15 protein-coding genes are annotated in these 16,958 nt (G+C 62.8%); 12 read left to right on the top strand and 3 right to left on the bottom strand.

Annotated elements, in window-relative coordinates; all coding sequences use genetic code 11:
- The coding region (locus Q0025_RS11795; protein ID WP_297299307.1) for a transglycosylase domain-containing protein at positions 1-2,036 on the bottom strand (2,036 nt) is incomplete at its 3' end.
- A 121-nt stretch (positions 2,037-2,157) separates the two neighbouring features.
- Between Q0025_RS11795 and Q0025_RS11790 the strand changes: the two genes are divergently transcribed.
- Both Q0025_RS11790 and Q0025_RS11785 read left to right on the top strand, forming a co-directional pair.
- Positions 2,158-2,670, top strand: a complete 513-nt coding sequence (locus Q0025_RS11790) for a YcgN family cysteine cluster protein (protein WP_297299305.1) — start codon at positions 2,158-2,160, stop codon at positions 2,668-2,670.
- A 250-nt stretch (positions 2,671-2,920) separates the two neighbouring features.
- A complete protein-coding gene (locus tag Q0025_RS11785) occupies positions 2,921-4,597 on the top strand; it encodes a TadE/TadG family type IV pilus assembly protein (RefSeq protein ID WP_297299303.1) in 1,677 nt (558 codons plus the stop codon).
- 189 nt (positions 4,598-4,786) lie between these two features.
- On the opposite strand, the gene Q0025_RS11780 is transcribed toward Q0025_RS11785, so the two are convergent.
- Positions 4,787-5,341, bottom strand: coding sequence for a TadE/TadG family type IV pilus assembly protein (locus Q0025_RS11780; RefSeq protein WP_297299301.1), 555 nt, complete (start codon positions 5,339-5,341; stop codon positions 4,787-4,789).
- Positions 5,338-5,886, bottom strand: a complete 549-nt coding sequence (locus Q0025_RS11775) for a TadE/TadG family type IV pilus assembly protein (protein WP_297299312.1) — start codon at positions 5,884-5,886, stop codon at positions 5,338-5,340. The genes Q0025_RS11780 and Q0025_RS11775 overlap by 4 nt, the downstream gene beginning before the upstream one ends.
- A 313-nt stretch (positions 5,887-6,199) precedes the next feature.
- Here Q0025_RS11775 and Q0025_RS11770 point away from each other — a divergent pair, with 313 nt between their 5' ends.
- From Q0025_RS11770 to Q0025_RS11725, 10 genes are all read left to right on the top strand, one after another.
- Positions 6,200-6,610 (top strand): PepSY domain-containing protein, encoded by a 411-nt coding sequence (locus Q0025_RS11770; RefSeq protein WP_297299299.1) that lies wholly within the window; start codon positions 6,200-6,202, stop codon positions 6,608-6,610.
- Between the two features lie 43 nt (positions 6,611-6,653).
- Positions 6,654-7,367 carry a response regulator transcription factor gene (locus Q0025_RS11765; protein ID WP_297299297.1) on the top strand — a complete coding sequence of 238 codons (714 nt, stop codon included), beginning with the start codon at positions 6,654-6,656 and terminating at the stop codon, positions 7,365-7,367.
- A complete protein-coding gene (locus Q0025_RS11760; protein ID WP_297299294.1) occupies positions 7,367-8,761 on the top strand; it encodes an ATP-binding protein in 1,395 nt (464 codons plus the stop codon). Before Q0025_RS11765 ends, Q0025_RS11760 begins: the two co-directional genes overlap by 1 nt.
- A gap of 144 nt (positions 8,762-8,905) precedes the next feature.
- Positions 8,906-10,000, top strand: a complete 1,095-nt coding sequence (ccmI, locus tag Q0025_RS11755; RefSeq protein WP_297299292.1) for a c-type cytochrome biogenesis protein CcmI — start codon at positions 8,906-8,908, stop codon at positions 9,998-10,000.
- Positions 9,997-10,449, top strand: a complete 453-nt coding sequence (gene ccmE, locus Q0025_RS11750) for a cytochrome c maturation protein CcmE (RefSeq protein WP_297299289.1) — start codon at positions 9,997-9,999, stop codon at positions 10,447-10,449. The genes ccmI and ccmE overlap by 4 nt, the downstream gene beginning before the upstream one ends.
- Positions 10,446-12,443, top strand: coding sequence for a heme lyase CcmF/NrfE family subunit (locus Q0025_RS11745; protein WP_297299287.1), 1,998 nt, complete (start codon positions 10,446-10,448; stop codon positions 12,441-12,443). The genes ccmE and Q0025_RS11745 overlap by 4 nt, the downstream gene beginning before the upstream one ends.
- Positions 12,440-12,910 carry a cytochrome c-type biogenesis protein gene (locus Q0025_RS11740; protein ID WP_297299284.1) on the top strand — a complete coding sequence of 157 codons (471 nt, stop codon included), beginning with the start codon at positions 12,440-12,442 and terminating at the stop codon, positions 12,908-12,910. The genes Q0025_RS11745 and Q0025_RS11740 overlap by 4 nt, the downstream gene beginning before the upstream one ends.
- Positions 12,911-13,109: 199 nt before the next feature.
- Positions 13,110-14,669, top strand: coding sequence for a Do family serine endopeptidase (locus Q0025_RS11735; protein WP_297299282.1), 1,560 nt, complete (start codon positions 13,110-13,112; stop codon positions 14,667-14,669).
- 169 nt (positions 14,670-14,838) lie between these two features.
- Complete coding sequence (locus Q0025_RS11730; RefSeq protein ID WP_297299309.1) at positions 14,839-15,522, top strand: response regulator transcription factor; 684 nt, start codon at positions 14,839-14,841, stop codon at positions 15,520-15,522.
- On the top strand, positions 15,506-16,936 hold the full coding sequence (locus Q0025_RS11725; protein WP_297299279.1) for an ATP-binding protein: 1,431 nt from the start codon (positions 15,506-15,508) through the stop codon (positions 16,934-16,936). Before Q0025_RS11730 ends, Q0025_RS11725 begins: the two co-directional genes overlap by 17 nt.
- Positions 16,937-16,958: the final 22 nt, after the last annotated feature.

The raw sequence follows: 16,958 nt of genomic DNA, 5'->3' as shown, positions 1-16,958 counted from the left end.
GGGAAAGGCGGCGCGCCGGGCAGCGGCTTCAGCTCGATCCCTTCATGCGCATAGGTCATGATCAGATGCCAGGTCATCGCCGGCAGCGAGCCGCCGGTCATATTGTCGGTCGGGGTATCGTCGTCATTGCCGAACCAGATCGTGCCGACAAAATTGCCGGTATAGCCATTGAACCAGGCGTCCTTGAAGCCGTTGGTCGTGCCGGTCTTGCCCGCCATGTCGATGTTGTCGAGTTTGGCGCGCTGACCCGTGCCTTCCTGCACGACATTGCGCATCATCGTCACCATCTCGATGATCTTCTCCTTGTCGAAGACCTGCTGCGGCGCCGGCGCGTCGCGATCGTGGCTGTAAATGAGATCGCCGTGGCTGTTGTAGATTTCGACCGCGGCATAGGGCGTGACGCGCTTGCCGCCGTTGGCGAAAACGGAATAGGCGCCGGCCATTTCCATGACGTTCACGTCGTCGGCGCCGATCGGCAGCGACACCGTGTCGGGCAGCGGCGTGGAGATGCCCATCTTGCGGGCGGTCTGGATGATCTTGGCGCGGCCGCGCTTGGCTTCCTCATAGACATTGTTGTGGCCGGGGCGCGAATCGGCGGCACCAATGGCGATCGAAAGCCGCACCGCCACCGTGTTGAGCGAATGGGTCAGCGCGGTGATGAGCGGAACGCGGCCCATGTATTTGTTGCCGAAATTATGCGGGCACCAATTGCCGATACAGACGGGCTCGTCTTCGACGATGGTCGAAGGCGTGAATTTATCGGTCAGCAGCGCCGTGAGATAAACGACAGGCTTGAAGGACGATCCCGGCTGACGCATCGCATCGACGGCGCGGTTGAACTGGCTCTCGCCATAGTCCTGGCCGCCGACGATCGTGCGCACCGCCCCGGTGGACGGATCAAGAATGACCATCGCCGATTGTTTGACGTGATAGCTCGGGCCATATTCGCGCAACTGATTGGCGATCGTGTCGTCGGCATATTTCTGCAGGTTGGAATCGAGTGCGGTGCGGACGGTGAGCACGCGGTTGTTGCCGAGCTTGCCGGCCTCGGAAAGCTGGTGGACTTCGTTATAAGCCCAGTCGAGATACCAGTCCGGCGAATAGGTCTGGCCGCGCGGCACGGGCGTTGCGGGGTTGCGCACGGCCGCATAGATCTGGCCTTCGGTCAGGTAGCCGGCGTCGACCAGATTGTTCAGCACCTCATTGGCGCGGGCGCGGGCGGCGGGCAGGTTGATATGCGGCGCATATTTCGTCGGCGCTTTGAACAGGCCGGCGAGCATGGCGGCTTCCGCCAGCGTCACGTCACGCACCGACTTGCCGAAATAAAATTGCGATGCCGCCTGAATGCCGAACGTGCCGCCGCCCATATAGACGCGGTCGAGGTAGAGCTGGAGGATTTCGCGCTTGGTCAGATGGCCTTCGAGCCAGAGCGCGAGATAGGCTTCCTTGACCTTGCGGGTGAGGGTGCGCTCGTTTGAGAGAAAAATGTTCTTGGCGAGCTGCTGGGTCAGCGAGGAGCCGCCCTGGACGACGCCATTGGCCTTGGCATCGACCATGAGCGCGCGGAAAACGCCGACGAAATCGATGCCGATATGTTCGAAGAACCGCCGGTCCTCGGTCGCGATCACCGCGTCGATCAGATATTTCGGCATTTGTTCGATCGGCACGGAATCGTCATGCTTGATGCCGCGCCGGCCAACGACCTGGCCGTAGCTGTCAAGGAAGGTGACGGCGAGGTCCTCTTTCTTCAGCCAGTCGGTGCCGGCCGTATCCTCGAAGGCGGGAATGGCGAAGAACAGGGCGATGATGCCGATGCCGAGGGCGATGTTCGAGCCTTCGCAGAACAGCTCGACCATCAGGCGCCGCCAGCCGGAGACGTGCAGGCGGTCCATGAAGGCGATGAGCGAGGCATAGGCGTTGCGCGACCGCTCGCCCGATTCGAAGAGCGAGGAATCGAAAAAGGCGTCGATCTCGAGAAAGGCGCGGGTTACCCTCTTGTAAAGGGTGGACGAACGCAGCCTGTCCAACACTTTCATGCCGCTTGGGCTTTCCTGCGGGATGCAATCCGAATAATTGCAATTTTAGCGCATCGGGCCGAAAAGTGCGAAACGCTTTTCGGACAAATCCAATGCGCTGAATGACTTAAAGGGCTTTGAGATGGCCAAAGAACCACAGCGTCGCGGCAAGAGAATGGCGAAGGGGGGCGCCTTTTGGGAGAAACCCCTCGCGGAGCTGACGCCGGCGGAATGGGAAAGCCTCTGCGACGGCTGCGGCCGCTGCTGCCTGGTCAAGCTCGAAGACGAGGACACCGGCCACATCCATTTTACCGACATCGCCTGCCGCCTGCTCGATGTCGAAACCTGCCGCTGCGCCGATTATGCCCGCCGCCGGCGCCGGGTCCGCGACTGCCTCAAGCTCACGCCCGATCTCGCCGCCTCGCTCGCCTGGCTGCCGCCGACCTGCGCCTACCGGCTGCGGGCGGACGGCAAACCGCTCGCCTGGTGGCACCCCCTTGTCTCCGGCTCGCCCGAGACGGTGCATGAGGCGGGGATTTCGGTGCGCGGCCGGGTCGCGCTCACGGAGCGCGACCTCAAGATCGAGGACTATCCCGATCATATCGTGAGCTGGCCGGGGAAGTCGCCGCGCGGCGCGAAGAAACCGCGATCCTAGGCCCGATTCAAAAGCCCTCCACCACGGCAAGGGGCGATTTACCAATATCTCAATGCAATGCCTTCCGCCTTGGCCGCGAAAATCGTCAAGAAATACTCCATATCTGTTTGATTTCGCAGGAGGAAATAGTCCTGGATGCGGAGTTGCTCTGCGCCAGCAGCAGATGCACGCAGCCACTGCAATATTAACTATCCGAAGTCTTTACGAATCGGGTCTTACGTAAGGGCGTTACGTCCGAAGGACTGCGCCCGTGAAGACAGGTTTCGAATTTCAATCGATTTTGCGCACCGGCCGCGCCCTTGCGGCTGATTTCATTTTTGGTCTTCGCCACGAGCTCGCGCTCTTCAGGGCCGACCGGCGCGGCAATGTCGCGATGATTTTCGCGATCGCTTCGATTCCAATCCTTTTCGCCGTCGGCGCGGCGATCGACTACACTTCCGCCACACGCCGCAAGGCCAAGCTCGATGCGATCGCCGACGCGGTCGCGCTGTCCACCGTGACGCAATCGGGAAACCCGCCGGCCTTCTCGCCGATACCAAACCAGGGGTTGAATGCGAGCCAGGCTAAGGCCCGGGCGCAGGCGATGTTCAATTCGCTGGCAAGCACCGTTTCAGGCGTCACCAACTTCAACGGAACTGTGTCGGTTCAGGACTCAACCACCTCTCAGACAAGTCCCCGTCAAACGACGGTCAGCTATACAGCGCAATCAAGCGATGCCTTTGGTCGGATCATCGGGATGAATTCGATCGGCATCGGCAACAGTTCGAGCCCGGCCGTGGCAGAGGTCGCCATCGCGCCGAATATCAACTTCTATATCCTGGCAGATTCGTCGCCATCGATGGCCATTCCGGCGACGACCACCGGCATCAACGCAATGTATAGCGCCACCTCGAGCGGCAGCGGAACCGGGGGCGATAACGAGGGCGGATGCGCCTTCGCCTGTCACGAATCCGATTACACCAAATGGGTCCTGCCGGGAAATTCCTCCTGCATCGGAGTGGTTTCGGCGACAAATACGATCACGACGGGAAATTGGTGGAATCCGCAAACGCAGACGATCAAATATTATAAGACAGGAACAAGCACCAATCCGGGGTATGTGGACGATTATACCTATGCCGAATGCGTCCTGGGCTTGACGCTTCGCATCGACAATCTGCGCAGCGCAATCCAGCAGCTCGGCCCCTATGCGCTGAACGTCGCCTCGGTGAACGGGGCGACCTACAATATGGCGGTCGCCACCTTCGACACAGATTGGACGGGCTCGCCGTGCACAAGTGGAAATTCGCCGCTGCGCTTCATATCGGGCGGCTCTTCCATGACGCCGCAGAACATGTCAACCGCTTCGACAGCCGCCGCAAACATCCAGATGCTGCAGATGTTCGATAACGGCTATCTGACTGGGGTCAACCAGACATCGTCGACGACGCCAAACCAATATCAGCAAACGTGCAGCAATAACGACGGCAGCACCGCTCTCAACACGGCCATGACAAAAATCAACGCTCTCATGCCGACGCCGGGTAACGGGACCAACGCGGCCAACGATACGCCGCAAGAAGTGTTGATGCTCATCACCGACGGCGTGAACGATACGCAGAGCAGCAGCGGCCGCAATATTTCGATGATCAGCGCGGCGCAGTGCAACGCCATCAAACAGAGGGTCAGCAGCAGCGGCCTGCCGATCCGGATCGCGGTGCTTTATCTCGATTATTCGGCATTGCCCAGCAACAGCTTCTATAACAACAATGTCGCACCGATCGACGACAATACTGTTCCGACGCCCAATCCGAATATCGAGACGGCGTTGCAGTCTTGCGCTTCGTCATCCAGTCTTTTCGGCGTGGTTACGACGGACCAGGACATCGGGGCCGCGCTTCAACAGCTTTTCCTTGCCGCGACGGCGACGGTCCATCTGGCGCAATAACCTCAATCGCGACGCTGTCGATTGCGCCGTTCGTGTGGGCTGCATATTGGGCCACGCGCGAACGGCATCAGCCGCGAACACCGGTACGGTTTCACCGATGCGCGTGTTTAGGGATGAGGTTGGCAAGCCGGCGCTCGGTTCGCCGTTCTACGGCCAAGTCAGTTCGTTCGAAGCTGGCCGAATTTATGTTCAAGAGCAGCAGGTGATGCTCGAGCTCGTCCGCGGGTACAAGTAGATCGAATCGGAGAGCGTCATCGGCTTGATGATATTGTAGCCGATGACGGGCGTATAGCCGTAGGTCACCTGACCGTAGATAATGGAGATCTTTGCGCCGGAGAGGCTGCTCGGAAGGACGAAGGTCGAGCCGGCCTGTAGCGCATTGGCGCTGTTGGGCCAGGATTGGCTCCAAGTCACCGTCGCCTTGCTATTCGCGTCGGTGGAGATCTCCGAAACGGTGACATTAAGGGTGGTCGACGGAAACGGCGCCATGACCTGCGCCGCTGCCTGAAGATCGATATTGAGCTGCGCCGCCGTGAGCGGCGAATATTCTCTTGTCACGAGGTCGGTGATCGTGCGCGCGGTCACCGTCACCTTATGGCTGATTGATACCGCCTCGCCGACCTGGGTCACGCCGACGAAAAGGGCCAGCATGATCGGCAGCGTCAACGCAAATTCGACGGCGGCAATGCCCTTCTCCTGCGAAGCGAAGCGCGTCAATCTGTCGGAGCGAAGCGAACGGGTCATGATCCGGAGGGCTCGTTTTTAAAGACCGACGTTGCCATCAGAAGACGGGTGCCGTTCGGCAGGCTGGCGAGATTGAAGCCGAACAGATTGCTGAAGATCGGCCATTCATACATGACCTGGAGGATGACAACGTCCGGCGCTTGGCCATGACTTCCCGTCACATAGCTCCATTGATTCTGTTGAAGCGTCGTATAGCTCGGGGCCGACGTATTCGTCGCGCTGAATGAACTGGCCGTCTGCATGTTGATCATCAGCTTCGAGCAATTGAACAGCGCGACGAGATAGCTGCAGACCTTGTTGGTGAATTGGGCCTGGGTCATATAGCCGGTCGCGCCGGATGTGCTCGACACTTGCCCGGTCATGACCAGGCGGCCGGCCTCGTCGGCGGCATGTTCCAACTCCTGCTGGGCCATGAGCACGATGGCCGCTTGCAGCGCCCCGAGGATGAGCGCGAGCAAAGGCAAGGCGATCATCGCGAACTCGACGGCCGTCGAGGCGCGGTTATCGCGCGCGAATGAGCCCGGCGATTTCCGCGGCGATTTCAGCCAAGGAAGGCGCCGGACGGGAGCCTGGACGGAACGATGGAACATAACCCGGGTCAGTCGAAATCATTCAAGGATAATTGTCTTCACGGCAGGGTAGCTGACGGACGTTGCGCAATGGTTACGCAAAACCCTCTATTCGCGTGAACGAATCGTTGCGCCAATTGATGAACTGCGAGGGCTGGATCCGCCCGGACACCATCGGCCGCTGGAGGGGGCGCGGCAGGCTTGCAAAGTCAAAGGCCGCCTGTATAGGTTCGCGCATCCGCCCCGATGTTCACCGCGCATTCACCGCGATGAAGCGAGTCTCGACCCGATGCGGCATGCCGGCCTTGCACTCGCTGTCCTTTTGCTTGCCAGCGTCCAGGCGGTGGCCGCAGGAGCCGTGCATCAAGCCGCCGGCGGCCATCCGGGCGGGCGTCCCGGCAGCGCTCGGTTTGGCGCTGCCCTTCACCCGGCCGGGGCACGGACGTCGCCGGCCGAGCATGAATGCTATTCGGCGGCGCAGACGCGCGAGAAAATCGCCGCGCACAAGCTTGTCGATCCGTTCCGGCTGCTGGTCAATGCGGCGAGCCGCTATGATGCCGACCCGCTGGGCGTCCGGCTGTGCCGTCACAAAGAGCAATATGTCTATGAAATTAACCTCTTGCGCGTCAACGGGCGAGTGGTCCATGTGTTTGCCAATGCGCTGACGGGTCAGGTGTTGAGCGCCAAGAACGTGAAATAAGCGCGCCCCATGACCGTGATCAATTCCGCGCGAGGAGAAGGCTTTGCGGCTGCTGGTCGTCGAGGACGATAGAGATCTTAACCGCCAGATCGCGACGGCGCTGGCGCAGGCGGGCTATGCCGTCGACCGCGCCTATGACGGCGAGGAGGGCTGGTTCCTCGGCGATACCGAATCCTACGATGCCGTCGTCCTCGATCTCGGCCTGCCGAAGAAGGACGGCATTGCGGTGCTGAAGGAATGGCGCGCCGCCGGGCGGGCCATGCCGGTCTTGATCCTCACTGCGCGCGACCGCTGGAGCGACAAAGTGCAGGGCTTCGATGTCGGCGCCGACGATTATGTGGCCAAGCCCTTTCACATCGAGGAAATCTTGGCACGCATCCGGGCCCTGCTGCGGCGCGCCACGGGCCATGCCTCAAGCGAATTGATGTGCGGGCCGGTGCGGCTCGACACACGTTCCGGCCGCGTTCTCGTCGACGGCAATCAGATCAAGCTCACCTCGCACGAATACCGGCTGCTTTCTTATCTGATGCATCATGCCGGCCGGGTGGTGTCGCGCAGCGAACTCGTCGAGCATCTCTACGATCAGGACTTCGACCGCGATTCGAACACGATCGAAGTCTTCGTCGGCCGGTTGCGCAAGAAGCTCGGCATCGACATCATCCAGACCATGCGCGGCCTCGGCTATGTCGTTGCCGAACCGGATGCCGACCAGCGCGCCGCCAGGAATGGCAAGCCGGACGCGGCCAAAACCTCCTGATGCGCTTCAGCTCCAATCCGCGACATTGGTCGATCGCCGCGCGGCTCTTCGTTTCGGCGGCGGTCTTGAGTTCGATCATTCTGTTGATCGCCGGCATTGGTCTCTCCGCCATCTACCGCAAGTCGGCGGAGACGCGCTTCGATGAGCGCCTCGGCTTCTATCTGCGTGCCCTCGTCGCCGACATCGCCGCGCCGAGCGAAGAAAACCGCTCGCAACCGTTCGAACTCGGCGAACCGCAATTCGAGATTCCGCTCTCGGGCTGGTATTGGCAGATCACCCGGCTCGACAGCACCGGATCCAACATCCAAAGCTCGCGTTCGCTTTTTGCCGCCCGGCTCGCCCAGCTTCCTGCCAACGGCGTGCCTGCCGGGGTGGGCGGGGCGCGCAGCGGCTATATCAAAGGTCCAGACGACAAGCTGCTGCGCATGGTCGAGCGCACGATCGATACCGGCGACGAAGGCATCTATCTCGTCCAGGTCGCGGCGACGACGGCGCCGATGGAATCGGAAGTTGCCGGGTTCGAGCTGGCCTTGATCGTGACCTTCACGCTGCTCGCTGCGGCGCTCGTCGGCTCGGCGGCGTTGCAGATGCGCTATGGTCTCGAACCCTTGCGCCGTCTGCAGGAGGGCGTCGCCGCCATCCGGCAAGGGCAGGGCGAAAGGGTCGGCGGGGAGTTTCCCCAAGACATTGCGCCGCTCGCGGCCGAGGTCAATTTGCTGCTCGATGCCAACCGTGAAGTCGTCGAACGCGCCCGCACCCAGGTCGGCAATCTGGCGCATGCCTTGAAGACGCCGCTCAGCGTCATCATCAACGAGGCGGCAACCGAAAAGACCCCGCTGTCGTTCAAAGTCCGCGAACAGGCGGCGATCATGCGCGATCAGGTGACCTATTATCTCGACCGTGCCCGCGCCGCGGTGCGGGTCGGCGCCATCGGCAATATGGCCGAGGTCGCGCCGGTGACGGCCGGCCTGGTGCGGACGTTCGAGAAGATCTATCGCGACCGGGGAATCACGTTTTCGGCGCAGGTTCCCGATAACATCCGCTTTCGCGGCGAGCGGCAGGACCTTGAGGAAATGATCGGCAATCTGGTCGACAATGCCGGCAAATGGGCGCGCCAAAACGTGACGATCGTCATCACGCCCATTGCGGCCAGCAACCCGCAGGCTAAGAAATTCTTCCGGGTCGTCATCGACGATGACGGGGTCGGGCTTGCGCCGGAATTGCGCGAGGCGGCAATGCGCCGCGGCCGGCGCCTCGACGAGACGCGGCCGGGGTCCGGGCTCGGGCTTTCCATTGTCGTCGATCTCGCCGCGCTCTATGGCGGCGCGCTGCGGCTCGATGCCAGCCCCGCCGGGGGATTGCGGGCCGAGTTGGAATTGCCGGCGGCCGCTTAGGCTGCACTTGAAATAAGTCAGATAATAAACTGACAAAAAACGAAGAAACATAATCGACCGCGATGCGGTGCTCACGCCTTTGTCACATGGAAATCACAACGAAAATGGCGTAGTGAGCCAACCGGAGAATTTGCAAGGAAACTCATGCTCTGGTCTCTCTTCGCGCTTTTGACCGGCGGCGCGGTCTTCGCCGTCCTCTGGCCGTTGGCGCGGCCGGCGCGGCGCGATGCGATAACCCCTGACGTCGCCTTCTATCAGGAAAAGCTCGACGAGATTACGCGCGACGAAGCGCGCGCCAATATTTCGACCGAGGAGGCCGCGGCCGCGAAGACCGAGGCGGCGCGCCAGCTCCTCGCGGTCAGCGGCAAGGACCCTGCCGGCGATCGCGCGACGAGTCCGCGATGGCATCTGCGCCTCGCCGCCGTTGCCGCTTTGGTCTTCGTACCGGCGGTCGCGATCGGATTTTATACGGCGCTCGGGCATCCGGATTGGCCGGATGCGCCGCTCGAAGCGCGGCTCAATGCGCCCGTCGGCCGCATGGACGTCAACACGGCGATCGCCCGCGTCGAGGCGCACCTTGCCCAGCACCCGCAGGACGGGCTGGGCTATCAGGTTCTGGCGCAAGCTCTTCTGCTCGTCGGGCGCGCCGGCGATGCCGTCAATGCGGCGCAGACGGCGGTGCGGCTGCTTGGCGACAAGGCCGAGCCTTTGACGGTCTATGGCGAGACGCTCGTCGTCGCCAACAACGGGATCGTCACCCAGGACGCACGCAACCAATTCATCAAGGCGATCGCCGCCGATCCGCATCAGCCGAAAGCCTTGTTCTTCCTTGGTCTTGCGGCCTCGCAGGAAAATGATGCGGCGACGGCGCGGGGCTTCTGGCAAAAGCTGCTGGTAGAGGCGCCGCCGAATGCGCCCTGGCGCGCCGATCTCGTGGCGCGGCTGGCGCAACTCGACCATGCCGTGCCCGCCGGCGATCAGGCGGCGCGCATCGCAGCCATGGCGCCGGGCCAGCAGCAAGCCGTCATTCAATCCATGGTCGATGGTCTCGCCGCGCGGCTGGCACAGAACGGCAATGATATCGAGGGCTGGGTGCGCCTTGTTCGCGCCTATAAGGTCCTGAATGAGATCGACAAGGCGCGCGCCGCCCTCAAGACGGCCCGGCACGATTTCGACGGCAATGCCGCGGCGACGGCGCGGATCGACGCGCTGGCGCGTGAACTTGGATTGGATTCATGACCCGGAAGAAGAAGCGTCTGACGCTGATCATCGCCGCCATGGCGGTGCTGGGCACGGCGCTCGGCCTCGTCCTCTATGCGCTGCGCGACAATATCGTCTTCTTCTACGGCCCGAGCGAAATCGTCGCCAAAGATCTGCCGCCGGGGACGCGGGTGCGCATCGGCGGCCTGGTCAAGAAAGGCTCCGTCGTTCACGAAGGGCAGGACGTGCGCTTCGCGGTGACCGACGGCAAGCACGAGATCGCGGTCAGCTATGACGGTGCTTTGCCGGACCTTTTCCGCGAGGGGCAGGGGGTGGTGGCGGAAGGCGTGTTGAACGCCGGCGGCCTCAAGGCTTCCGAAGTCCTCGCTAAACATGACGAGCGCTATATGCCCAAGGAAGTGGTGGATGCGCTGAAGAAATCCGGCCGTTGGCAGGAGAATGCCGATATGGGAGGCAATGCGCAATGATTGTCGAAACCGGCCATTTCGCGCTGATTCTGGCTCTCGCTCTTGCCTGTCTCAATGCGGTCGTGCCGCTATGGGGGGTCGCGGTGCGGGATTCGCGCCTGATGGGCATTGCGCCCTCCGTTGCGCTCGCCGGCTTCGGCTTCGTCGCGCTTTCCTATGCGGCGCTGACCTATGCGCACGTGACCTCCGACTTCTCGCTCGTCAATGTGCTGGAGAATTCGGCCTCGGCGAAGCCGCTCATCTATAAGATCACCGGCGTCTGGGGCAATCATGAAGGCTCGATGCTGCTCTGGGTGCTGATCCTCGCCGTTTTCGCCGCCGCGGTGGCGCTCTCGGCGCGCACCATGCCGCAGGATTTGCATGCCGCGGTGCTTGCGGTGCAATCCTGGATCAGCGCCGCCTTTCTGATCTTCATCCTGCTGACCTCGGATCCGTTCGCGCGCATTCCCAATCCGCCGATTGAGGGGCAGGACCTCAATCCGCTGTTGCAGGACCCGGGTCTCGCGATCCATCCGCCGCTGCTTTATCTCGGCTATGTCGGGCTTTCGATCACCTTCGCTTTCGCTGCCGGCGCGCTGATTTGCGGGCGCATCGACGCGGTCTGGGCGCGGCTGGTGCGGCCCTGGACCTTGATCGCCTGGATATTCCTCACGCTCGGCATCGCGATGGGCTCCTATTGGGCTTATTACACGCTGGGTTGGGGCGGCTTCTGGTTCTGGGACCCGGTCGAAAACGCCTCGCTCATGCCCTGGCTCGCGGCGACGGCGCTGCTGCATTCGGCCGCCGTGATGGAAAAGCGCGAAGCGCTGAAAGTCTGGACGATCTTCCTCGCGATCCTCGCTTTCTCGCTGTCGCTTGTCGGCACGTTCATCGTCCGCTCGGGCGTGCTGACCTCGGTGCATTCCTTCGCCAACGATCCGCGGCGTGGTGTGTTCATTCTCGCCATTCTCGTCTTTTTCATCGGCGGCGCGCTGCTGCTGTTTGCGCTGCGCGCTAATACGCTGAAGCCCGGCGGCTTCTTCGCCCCCATCTCGCGCGAAGGCGCGCTGGTCCTCAACAATCTCGTCCTGACGACGATCTGCGCGACCGTGTTCGTCGGCGAGATGTATCCGCTGGCGCTCGAATCGCTGACCGGGGAGAAGATTTCGGTCGGCGGGCCGTTCTTCAACGCGACCGTCGTGCCGCTGTTTCTGCCGCTCGTGCTGCTCATGCCGGTAGGGCAGAACCTCGCCTGGAAGCGCGGCGATCTCCTTGGCGCGGCGCAACGGCTCTATTTTGCGCTGCTTTGCGGCCTCGCCCTGGTCCTGGTGCTGGCCGATTGGCACCGGAACGGCCCACTCACCTCAATCCTCGTCAGCGGCCTTGGACTTTACTTGATCGTCGGTTCTTTCGCCGAGATCGTGAGCCGCAGTTTTGGCCGCGCCGCTTTGGTCAAGGGCGGTTTGGCGCAGGCTTGGCGCCACGCGGCGGGCCTGCCGCTTTCGACCTATGGCACGGCGATTGCCCATGCCGGCATCGGCGTTTCGCTGCTTGGGCTCGCCGCGACGGGCTGGGGTGCCGAGAAAATTCTGACCATGAAGCCCGGCGACAGCGCCGCGGTCGGCCCCTATCAATTGACACTTACGCAGCTCGGCACCGAGACCGGGCCGAATTTCACCGCCAAGGTCGGCCATGTCGTGATCCGCGCCGACGGCCGTGACATTGCCGCGATCGACCCGGCGGTGCGTTTCTATCCGACGCGGCAGATGAGCCGGGCGGAGGCGGGAATCAAGACACTCGATTTCGGCCAAGTCTATGTCGGCATCAGCGACGGCGTGAAGCCCGGCACGGTCGATGCGCGGCTCTATTGGAAACCGCTCGTCACCTTCATCTGGATCGGCGCGCTCATTATGGGCTTCGGCGGCCTCGTCTCGCTGAGCGACCGCCGGCTTCGGATCGGCGTCGCGCATCGCGTCCGCAAGCTCGCGGGCGCGCAGCAGGCGCCGGCCGAATGAGGCGGCTTGGCCGCCTTCTCGCGCTCGTCGCGCTGCTGCTTGCGCCGCTGCTAGCGCATGCCGTCGAGCCGGAAGAAATGCTGTCGGATCCAAAGCTCGAAGCACGGGCGCGGGCGCTTTCGGCCGGTTTGCGCTGCCTTGTCTGCCAGAATGAGTCGGTCGACGAATCCCATGCGGCCTTGGCGCACGACATTCGCGTGCTCGTCCGCGAACGCCTGCTCGCCGGCGACAGCGATCGGCAGATACGCGACTATCTCGTCTCCCGCTATGGCAACTTCATTTTGCTGAAGCCGCCCTTCGAGCCGGGCACGATTCTTCTGTGGCTGTCGCCGTTCCTGGCGTTGCTGGCCGGCGGCGGAATGATCGTCCTCAATGCACGGCGCAGGACACCCGCCGCGCCGCCCGAACTGACGGATGCCGAAAAAGCCCGTCTCGCCGCCATCGTGCCGCCGCCGACGGCCGAGTGACCGCCGGGGATGTCCGGCGCGGCCGACGCCCCAACCTTACGAAACTTTCATCCGCTCGAAATAGCCGCGTAAGCCGGGCTTCGCCATTTTAAATGGCGAACCGAGTCCTGCCGATCGGCAAAGGGCAGGGCCGGGCGAAAAGGCGAAAATGCCTTCGCATCCCCGTTTGGAACGCCGCAGGTCACAGGAGAAAGAGAAAATGATGCATCCGGTTTCTGAAAAGAACCCGCAATCTTCGACGGTGGGGTCAAAGATTCGCTCGTCGCGCCTCGTTTTGCTCAGCACCGTCGCGGCGCTGGCCATCGGTGGCGCCTTCCTCGGCAACAATGGATTCTCGCAAGCGACTTGGACCACCCCGGCACGCGCCGAGACCGGCTCCGTCGCGCCCATGCCGGCCAACGCCTTTTCCTTCGCCGATGTCGTCGATCACGTCCGCGGCGCGGTTGTTTCAATCAAGGTGAAAATCGCCGAAACGGCCGATGCGGACAATTCCGACATGCCGCAGCTTTCGCCCGACGATCCGCTGGAGCGCTTCTTCCGCAAGTTCGGCGGCGGCGGCGATGAGGGGACACCCTTCGAGTTCCACCATCTGCACCCGCATGTTTCAATGGCGCAAGGCTCCGGTTTCATCATTTCGCCGGACGGCTATGTCGTCACCAACAACCATGTCGTCGATCATGCGACCGAAGTGACCATCACCATGGACGATGGCACGACGCATGCGGCGCGGGTCGTCGGAACCGACAAGCGCACCGACCTCGCGCTGTTGAAGATCAAGGACGGCGGGCCGTTCACCTATGTGAAATTCGCCGCCAAGACGCCGCGCGTCGGCGATTGGGTCATCGCGGTCGGCAATCCGTTCGGCCTCGGCGGCACGGTGACGGCCGGCATTGTCTCGGCCCGCGGCCGCGACATCAACTCCGGACCCTATGACGATTATCTGCAGATCGATGCGCCGGTGAATCGCGGCAATTCCGGCGGCCCGACCTTCAATACGCAGGGCGAAGTCGTCGGCATCAACACGGCGATCTATTCTCCGTCGGGCGGCAGCGTCGGCATCGGCTTCGACATTCCCGCCGACGAGGCGCGCAGCGTCATCGCCGCGCTCGAAAGCAAAGGCACCGTGACGCGCGGCTGGATCGGCGTCGAAATTCAGCCGGTGACCTCCGACATCGCCGACAGCCTCGGATTGAAGAGCGAGAAGGGGGCGCTGGTCGCCGACACCCAGAAGGATTCGCCGGCTGCGTCGGCGGGAATCAAAACGGGCGACGTCATTCTCGGCGTCGACGGCGAGCCGATCGACGGGCCGCGCGAATTAGCCCGCAAGATCGCCGCACTTGGTCCCAATGCCAATGCGGAGCTACTGGTTTGGCACGATGGCGCGCAAAAGACCTTCAGCGTGAAGCTCGGCACTTTGCCGAACGAGCAGGTCGCCAAGGCCGATACAAACGACGATAACGCCGGGACCAGCAATCTCGACGCCTTCGGCCTGACCTTGGCCCCGTCGGACTCGGTCCCTGGCGCTGCCGCGGGCGGCGTCGTCGTGACCAATGTCGATCCGGATGGAACGGCGGCCCAAAAGGGTCTGAAAGTCGGCGATGTCATCCTCGAGGCCGGCGGCAAGTCGGTCACGACCCCAGGTCAGGTGGCGAGCGTTCTCAGCGAAGCCAAGAAGGCCGGCCATCGAGCAGTGCTGCTGCGCGTGAAAAGCGGCGACGAAACGCATTTCGTGGCGCTGGAGCTCGGCAAAGCCTCGTGATCTCGGACCAGCCTCGGCGCGGCGGCCCTCCGCCGCGCTGGCCCATTTCTTCCTCTCCCCGCCGGGTATCGCATTAGCCCCCCGTCTGCGATGCCGGTTTTCGGAGGCGGCAGGTCCGGAGTGAGCCTCCGGCCTGCCGTTTTTTTGTGGAATTCGCTATATGTCGTCCATGCGCATCCTGATCATCGAAGACGATACCGAAGCGGCGAACTACCTGGTCAAGGCTTTGCGCGAGGCCGGCCATGTTGCCGATCATGCCGCCGACGGGGTCGAAGGTTATGACAAGGCCCGTGACGGCGGCTACGATATCCTCGTCGTCGATCGCATGTTGCCGAAGCTCGACGGCCTGTCACTCATCGGCGGCCTGCGGGCACAGAAGGTCGAGACACCGGTGCTGATCCTGTCGGCGCTCGGCCAGGTCGATGACCGGGTGAAAGGCCTGCGCGCCGGCGGCGATGATTATCTGACGAAGCCCTATGCCTTCTCCGAATTGCTGGCGCGGATCGAAGTTCTGGCGCGGCGCAAATCGAGCGGCGCCGGCGAAGAAACCGTCTATCGGGTGGGCGGCCTGGAGCTCGACCGCCTATCGCACAAGCTGACGCGCAACGGCAAGGAGATCCTTCTGCAGCCGCGTGAATTCCGCCTGCTCGAATATCTGATGAAACATGCGGGCCAGGTCGTCACCCGCACAATGCTGCTCGAAAACGTCTGGGATTATCATTTCGATCCGCAGACCAATGTCATCGACGTGCATATTTCGCGGCTGCGCGCCAAGATCGACAAAGGCTTCGAGCCGCAGCTTTTGCAGACGATCCGCGGCGCGGGATATATGATCCGTGACGCCAATCATTAAACTGCTGCGCTCGACGGCGTTCAAGATTTCGCTGATCTATCTGCTGGTCACGGCGGTCGGCACCGGCCTCGTTCTTGGCCGTGTCGGCTGGAACGTCACGCATCTGATCGACGCGCAGATCCGCCAGACAGTCGATACCGACATCACCGGCCTCTCGGAGCAATATTCCGAGGGCGGCATCGCTCAGCTCGTCGGCGCGATCGAACGGCGTTCGCGTCAGCCCGGCGCCGGACTTTATCTGGTGACGACCCATGCCGGCGAGCCGATCGTCGGCAATGTGTCTTCCTTGCCTGAGGGCGTGCTGTCGCAGCCGGGCCTCGTCGTGACCGATTATCTGCGCGCCGGCGAGACCAGCGGCTCGCACCGCGCCATTGCCCGCATCTTTCTGCTGCCCGGCGGGTTTCGGCTGCTTGTCGGCCATGACATCGAAGAAGGCATGCGGCTGCGCCGCATCTTCGTCGGCGCGCTGGTCACCTCGCTCATCTGGCTCGTGATCATCGGCACCATCGGCGGCCTTTGGATTGCGCGGCGCGTGCTGCATCGCGTCGATACCATCAACGACCGGGCGCGCGCCATCGTCGGTGGCGATCTCTCCGCGCGTTTGCCGTCAGCCGGCACCGGCGACGAGCTCGATCGTCTCGTCGACAATTTGAATTCGATGCTCGACCGGATTTCGCTGCTCGCCGTCGGGCTGCGCGAGGTCTCCGACAATATCGCGCATGATCTGAAGACGCCGCTGACCCGGCTGCGCAGCCGCGCCGAACAGGCGCTGCAATTTGCCAAGTCGCCGGATGATTATCGCGTCGCACTCGAGAAGGTCATCGAGGAATCGGATTCGCTGATCCGCATCTTCAACGCCCTGCTGATGATCGCCCGCGCCGAGGCGGGCGCGGGACCGGACAGCCTCGTCGATTTCGATGCGGCCGACGTCGCCCGTGATGTCGGCGAACTTTATGAGCCGGCGGCCGAGGACCGCGGCCTGAGCTTGGATGTCGAGGCGGCGCCCGGCTTGATGCTGCACGGCAGCCGGGAATTGATTGGGCAGGCCGTCGCCAATCTCGTCGACAACGCGCTGAAATATGGCATGCCCGCGGAAGGCGCCGAGGCGCGCGTCAGCATCTGCGCCAAACGCCTCGGGCCGATGATCGAGATCAGCGTCGGCGATCGCGGCCCCGGAATTGCCCCAACGGACCGCGAGCGCGTCCAGGAACGTTTCGTCCGGCTGGAGAATTCGCGCTCGCGGCCGGGCTCCGGCCTTGGCCTGTCGCTCGCTGCGGCGGTCGCGCGCCTGCATGGCGGGACATTGCGGTTCGAGGACAATGCGCCGGGCTTGCGCGCCGTGCTATCACTCCCGGCGGCGGCTTTGCTGCCGCCGAAACTTGCGCCGCCTGCGCCGCGCGGCGAGGCGGCGTAACAATTGGCAACGTAAAACTTGA

Source organism: uncultured Methylovirgula sp., from assembly GCF_947646745.1.
Taxonomy (GTDB): Bacteria; Pseudomonadota; Alphaproteobacteria; order Rhizobiales; family Beijerinckiaceae; genus Methylovirgula.
This window is presented reverse-complemented; position numbering and strand designations above follow the sequence as displayed.

Bases quoted from the DNA above. Each gene is read 5' to 3' on its own strand.
- Q0025_RS11790 (WP_297299305.1), top strand. From the start codon at position 2,158: ATGGCCAAAGAACCACAGCGTCGCGGCAAGAGAATGGCGAAGGGGGGC.
- Q0025_RS11745 (WP_297299287.1), top strand. From the start codon at position 10,446: ATGATTGTCGAAACCGGCCATTTCGCGCTGATTCTGGCTCTCGCTCTT.
- Q0025_RS11740 (WP_297299284.1), top strand. From the start codon at position 12,440: ATGAGGCGGCTTGGCCGCCTTCTCGCGCTCGTCGCGCTGCTGCTTGCG.
- ccmI (WP_297299292.1), top strand. From the start codon at position 8,906: ATGCTCTGGTCTCTCTTCGCGCTTTTGACCGGCGGCGCGGTCTTCGCC.
- Q0025_RS11770 (WP_297299299.1), top strand. From the start codon at position 6,200: ATGCGGCATGCCGGCCTTGCACTCGCTGTCCTTTTGCTTGCCAGCGTC.
- Q0025_RS11735 (WP_297299282.1), top strand. From the start codon at position 13,110: ATGATGCATCCGGTTTCTGAAAAGAACCCGCAATCTTCGACGGTGGGG.
- Q0025_RS11730 (WP_297299309.1), top strand. From the start codon at position 14,839: ATGCGCATCCTGATCATCGAAGACGATACCGAAGCGGCGAACTACCTG.
- Q0025_RS11780 (WP_297299301.1), bottom strand. From the start codon at position 5,341: ATGACCCGTTCGCTTCGCTCCGACAGATTGACGCGCTTCGCTTCGCAG.
- ccmE (WP_297299289.1), top strand. From the start codon at position 9,997: ATGACCCGGAAGAAGAAGCGTCTGACGCTGATCATCGCCGCCATGGCG.
- Q0025_RS11760 (WP_297299294.1), top strand. From the start codon at position 7,367: ATGCGCTTCAGCTCCAATCCGCGACATTGGTCGATCGCCGCGCGGCTC.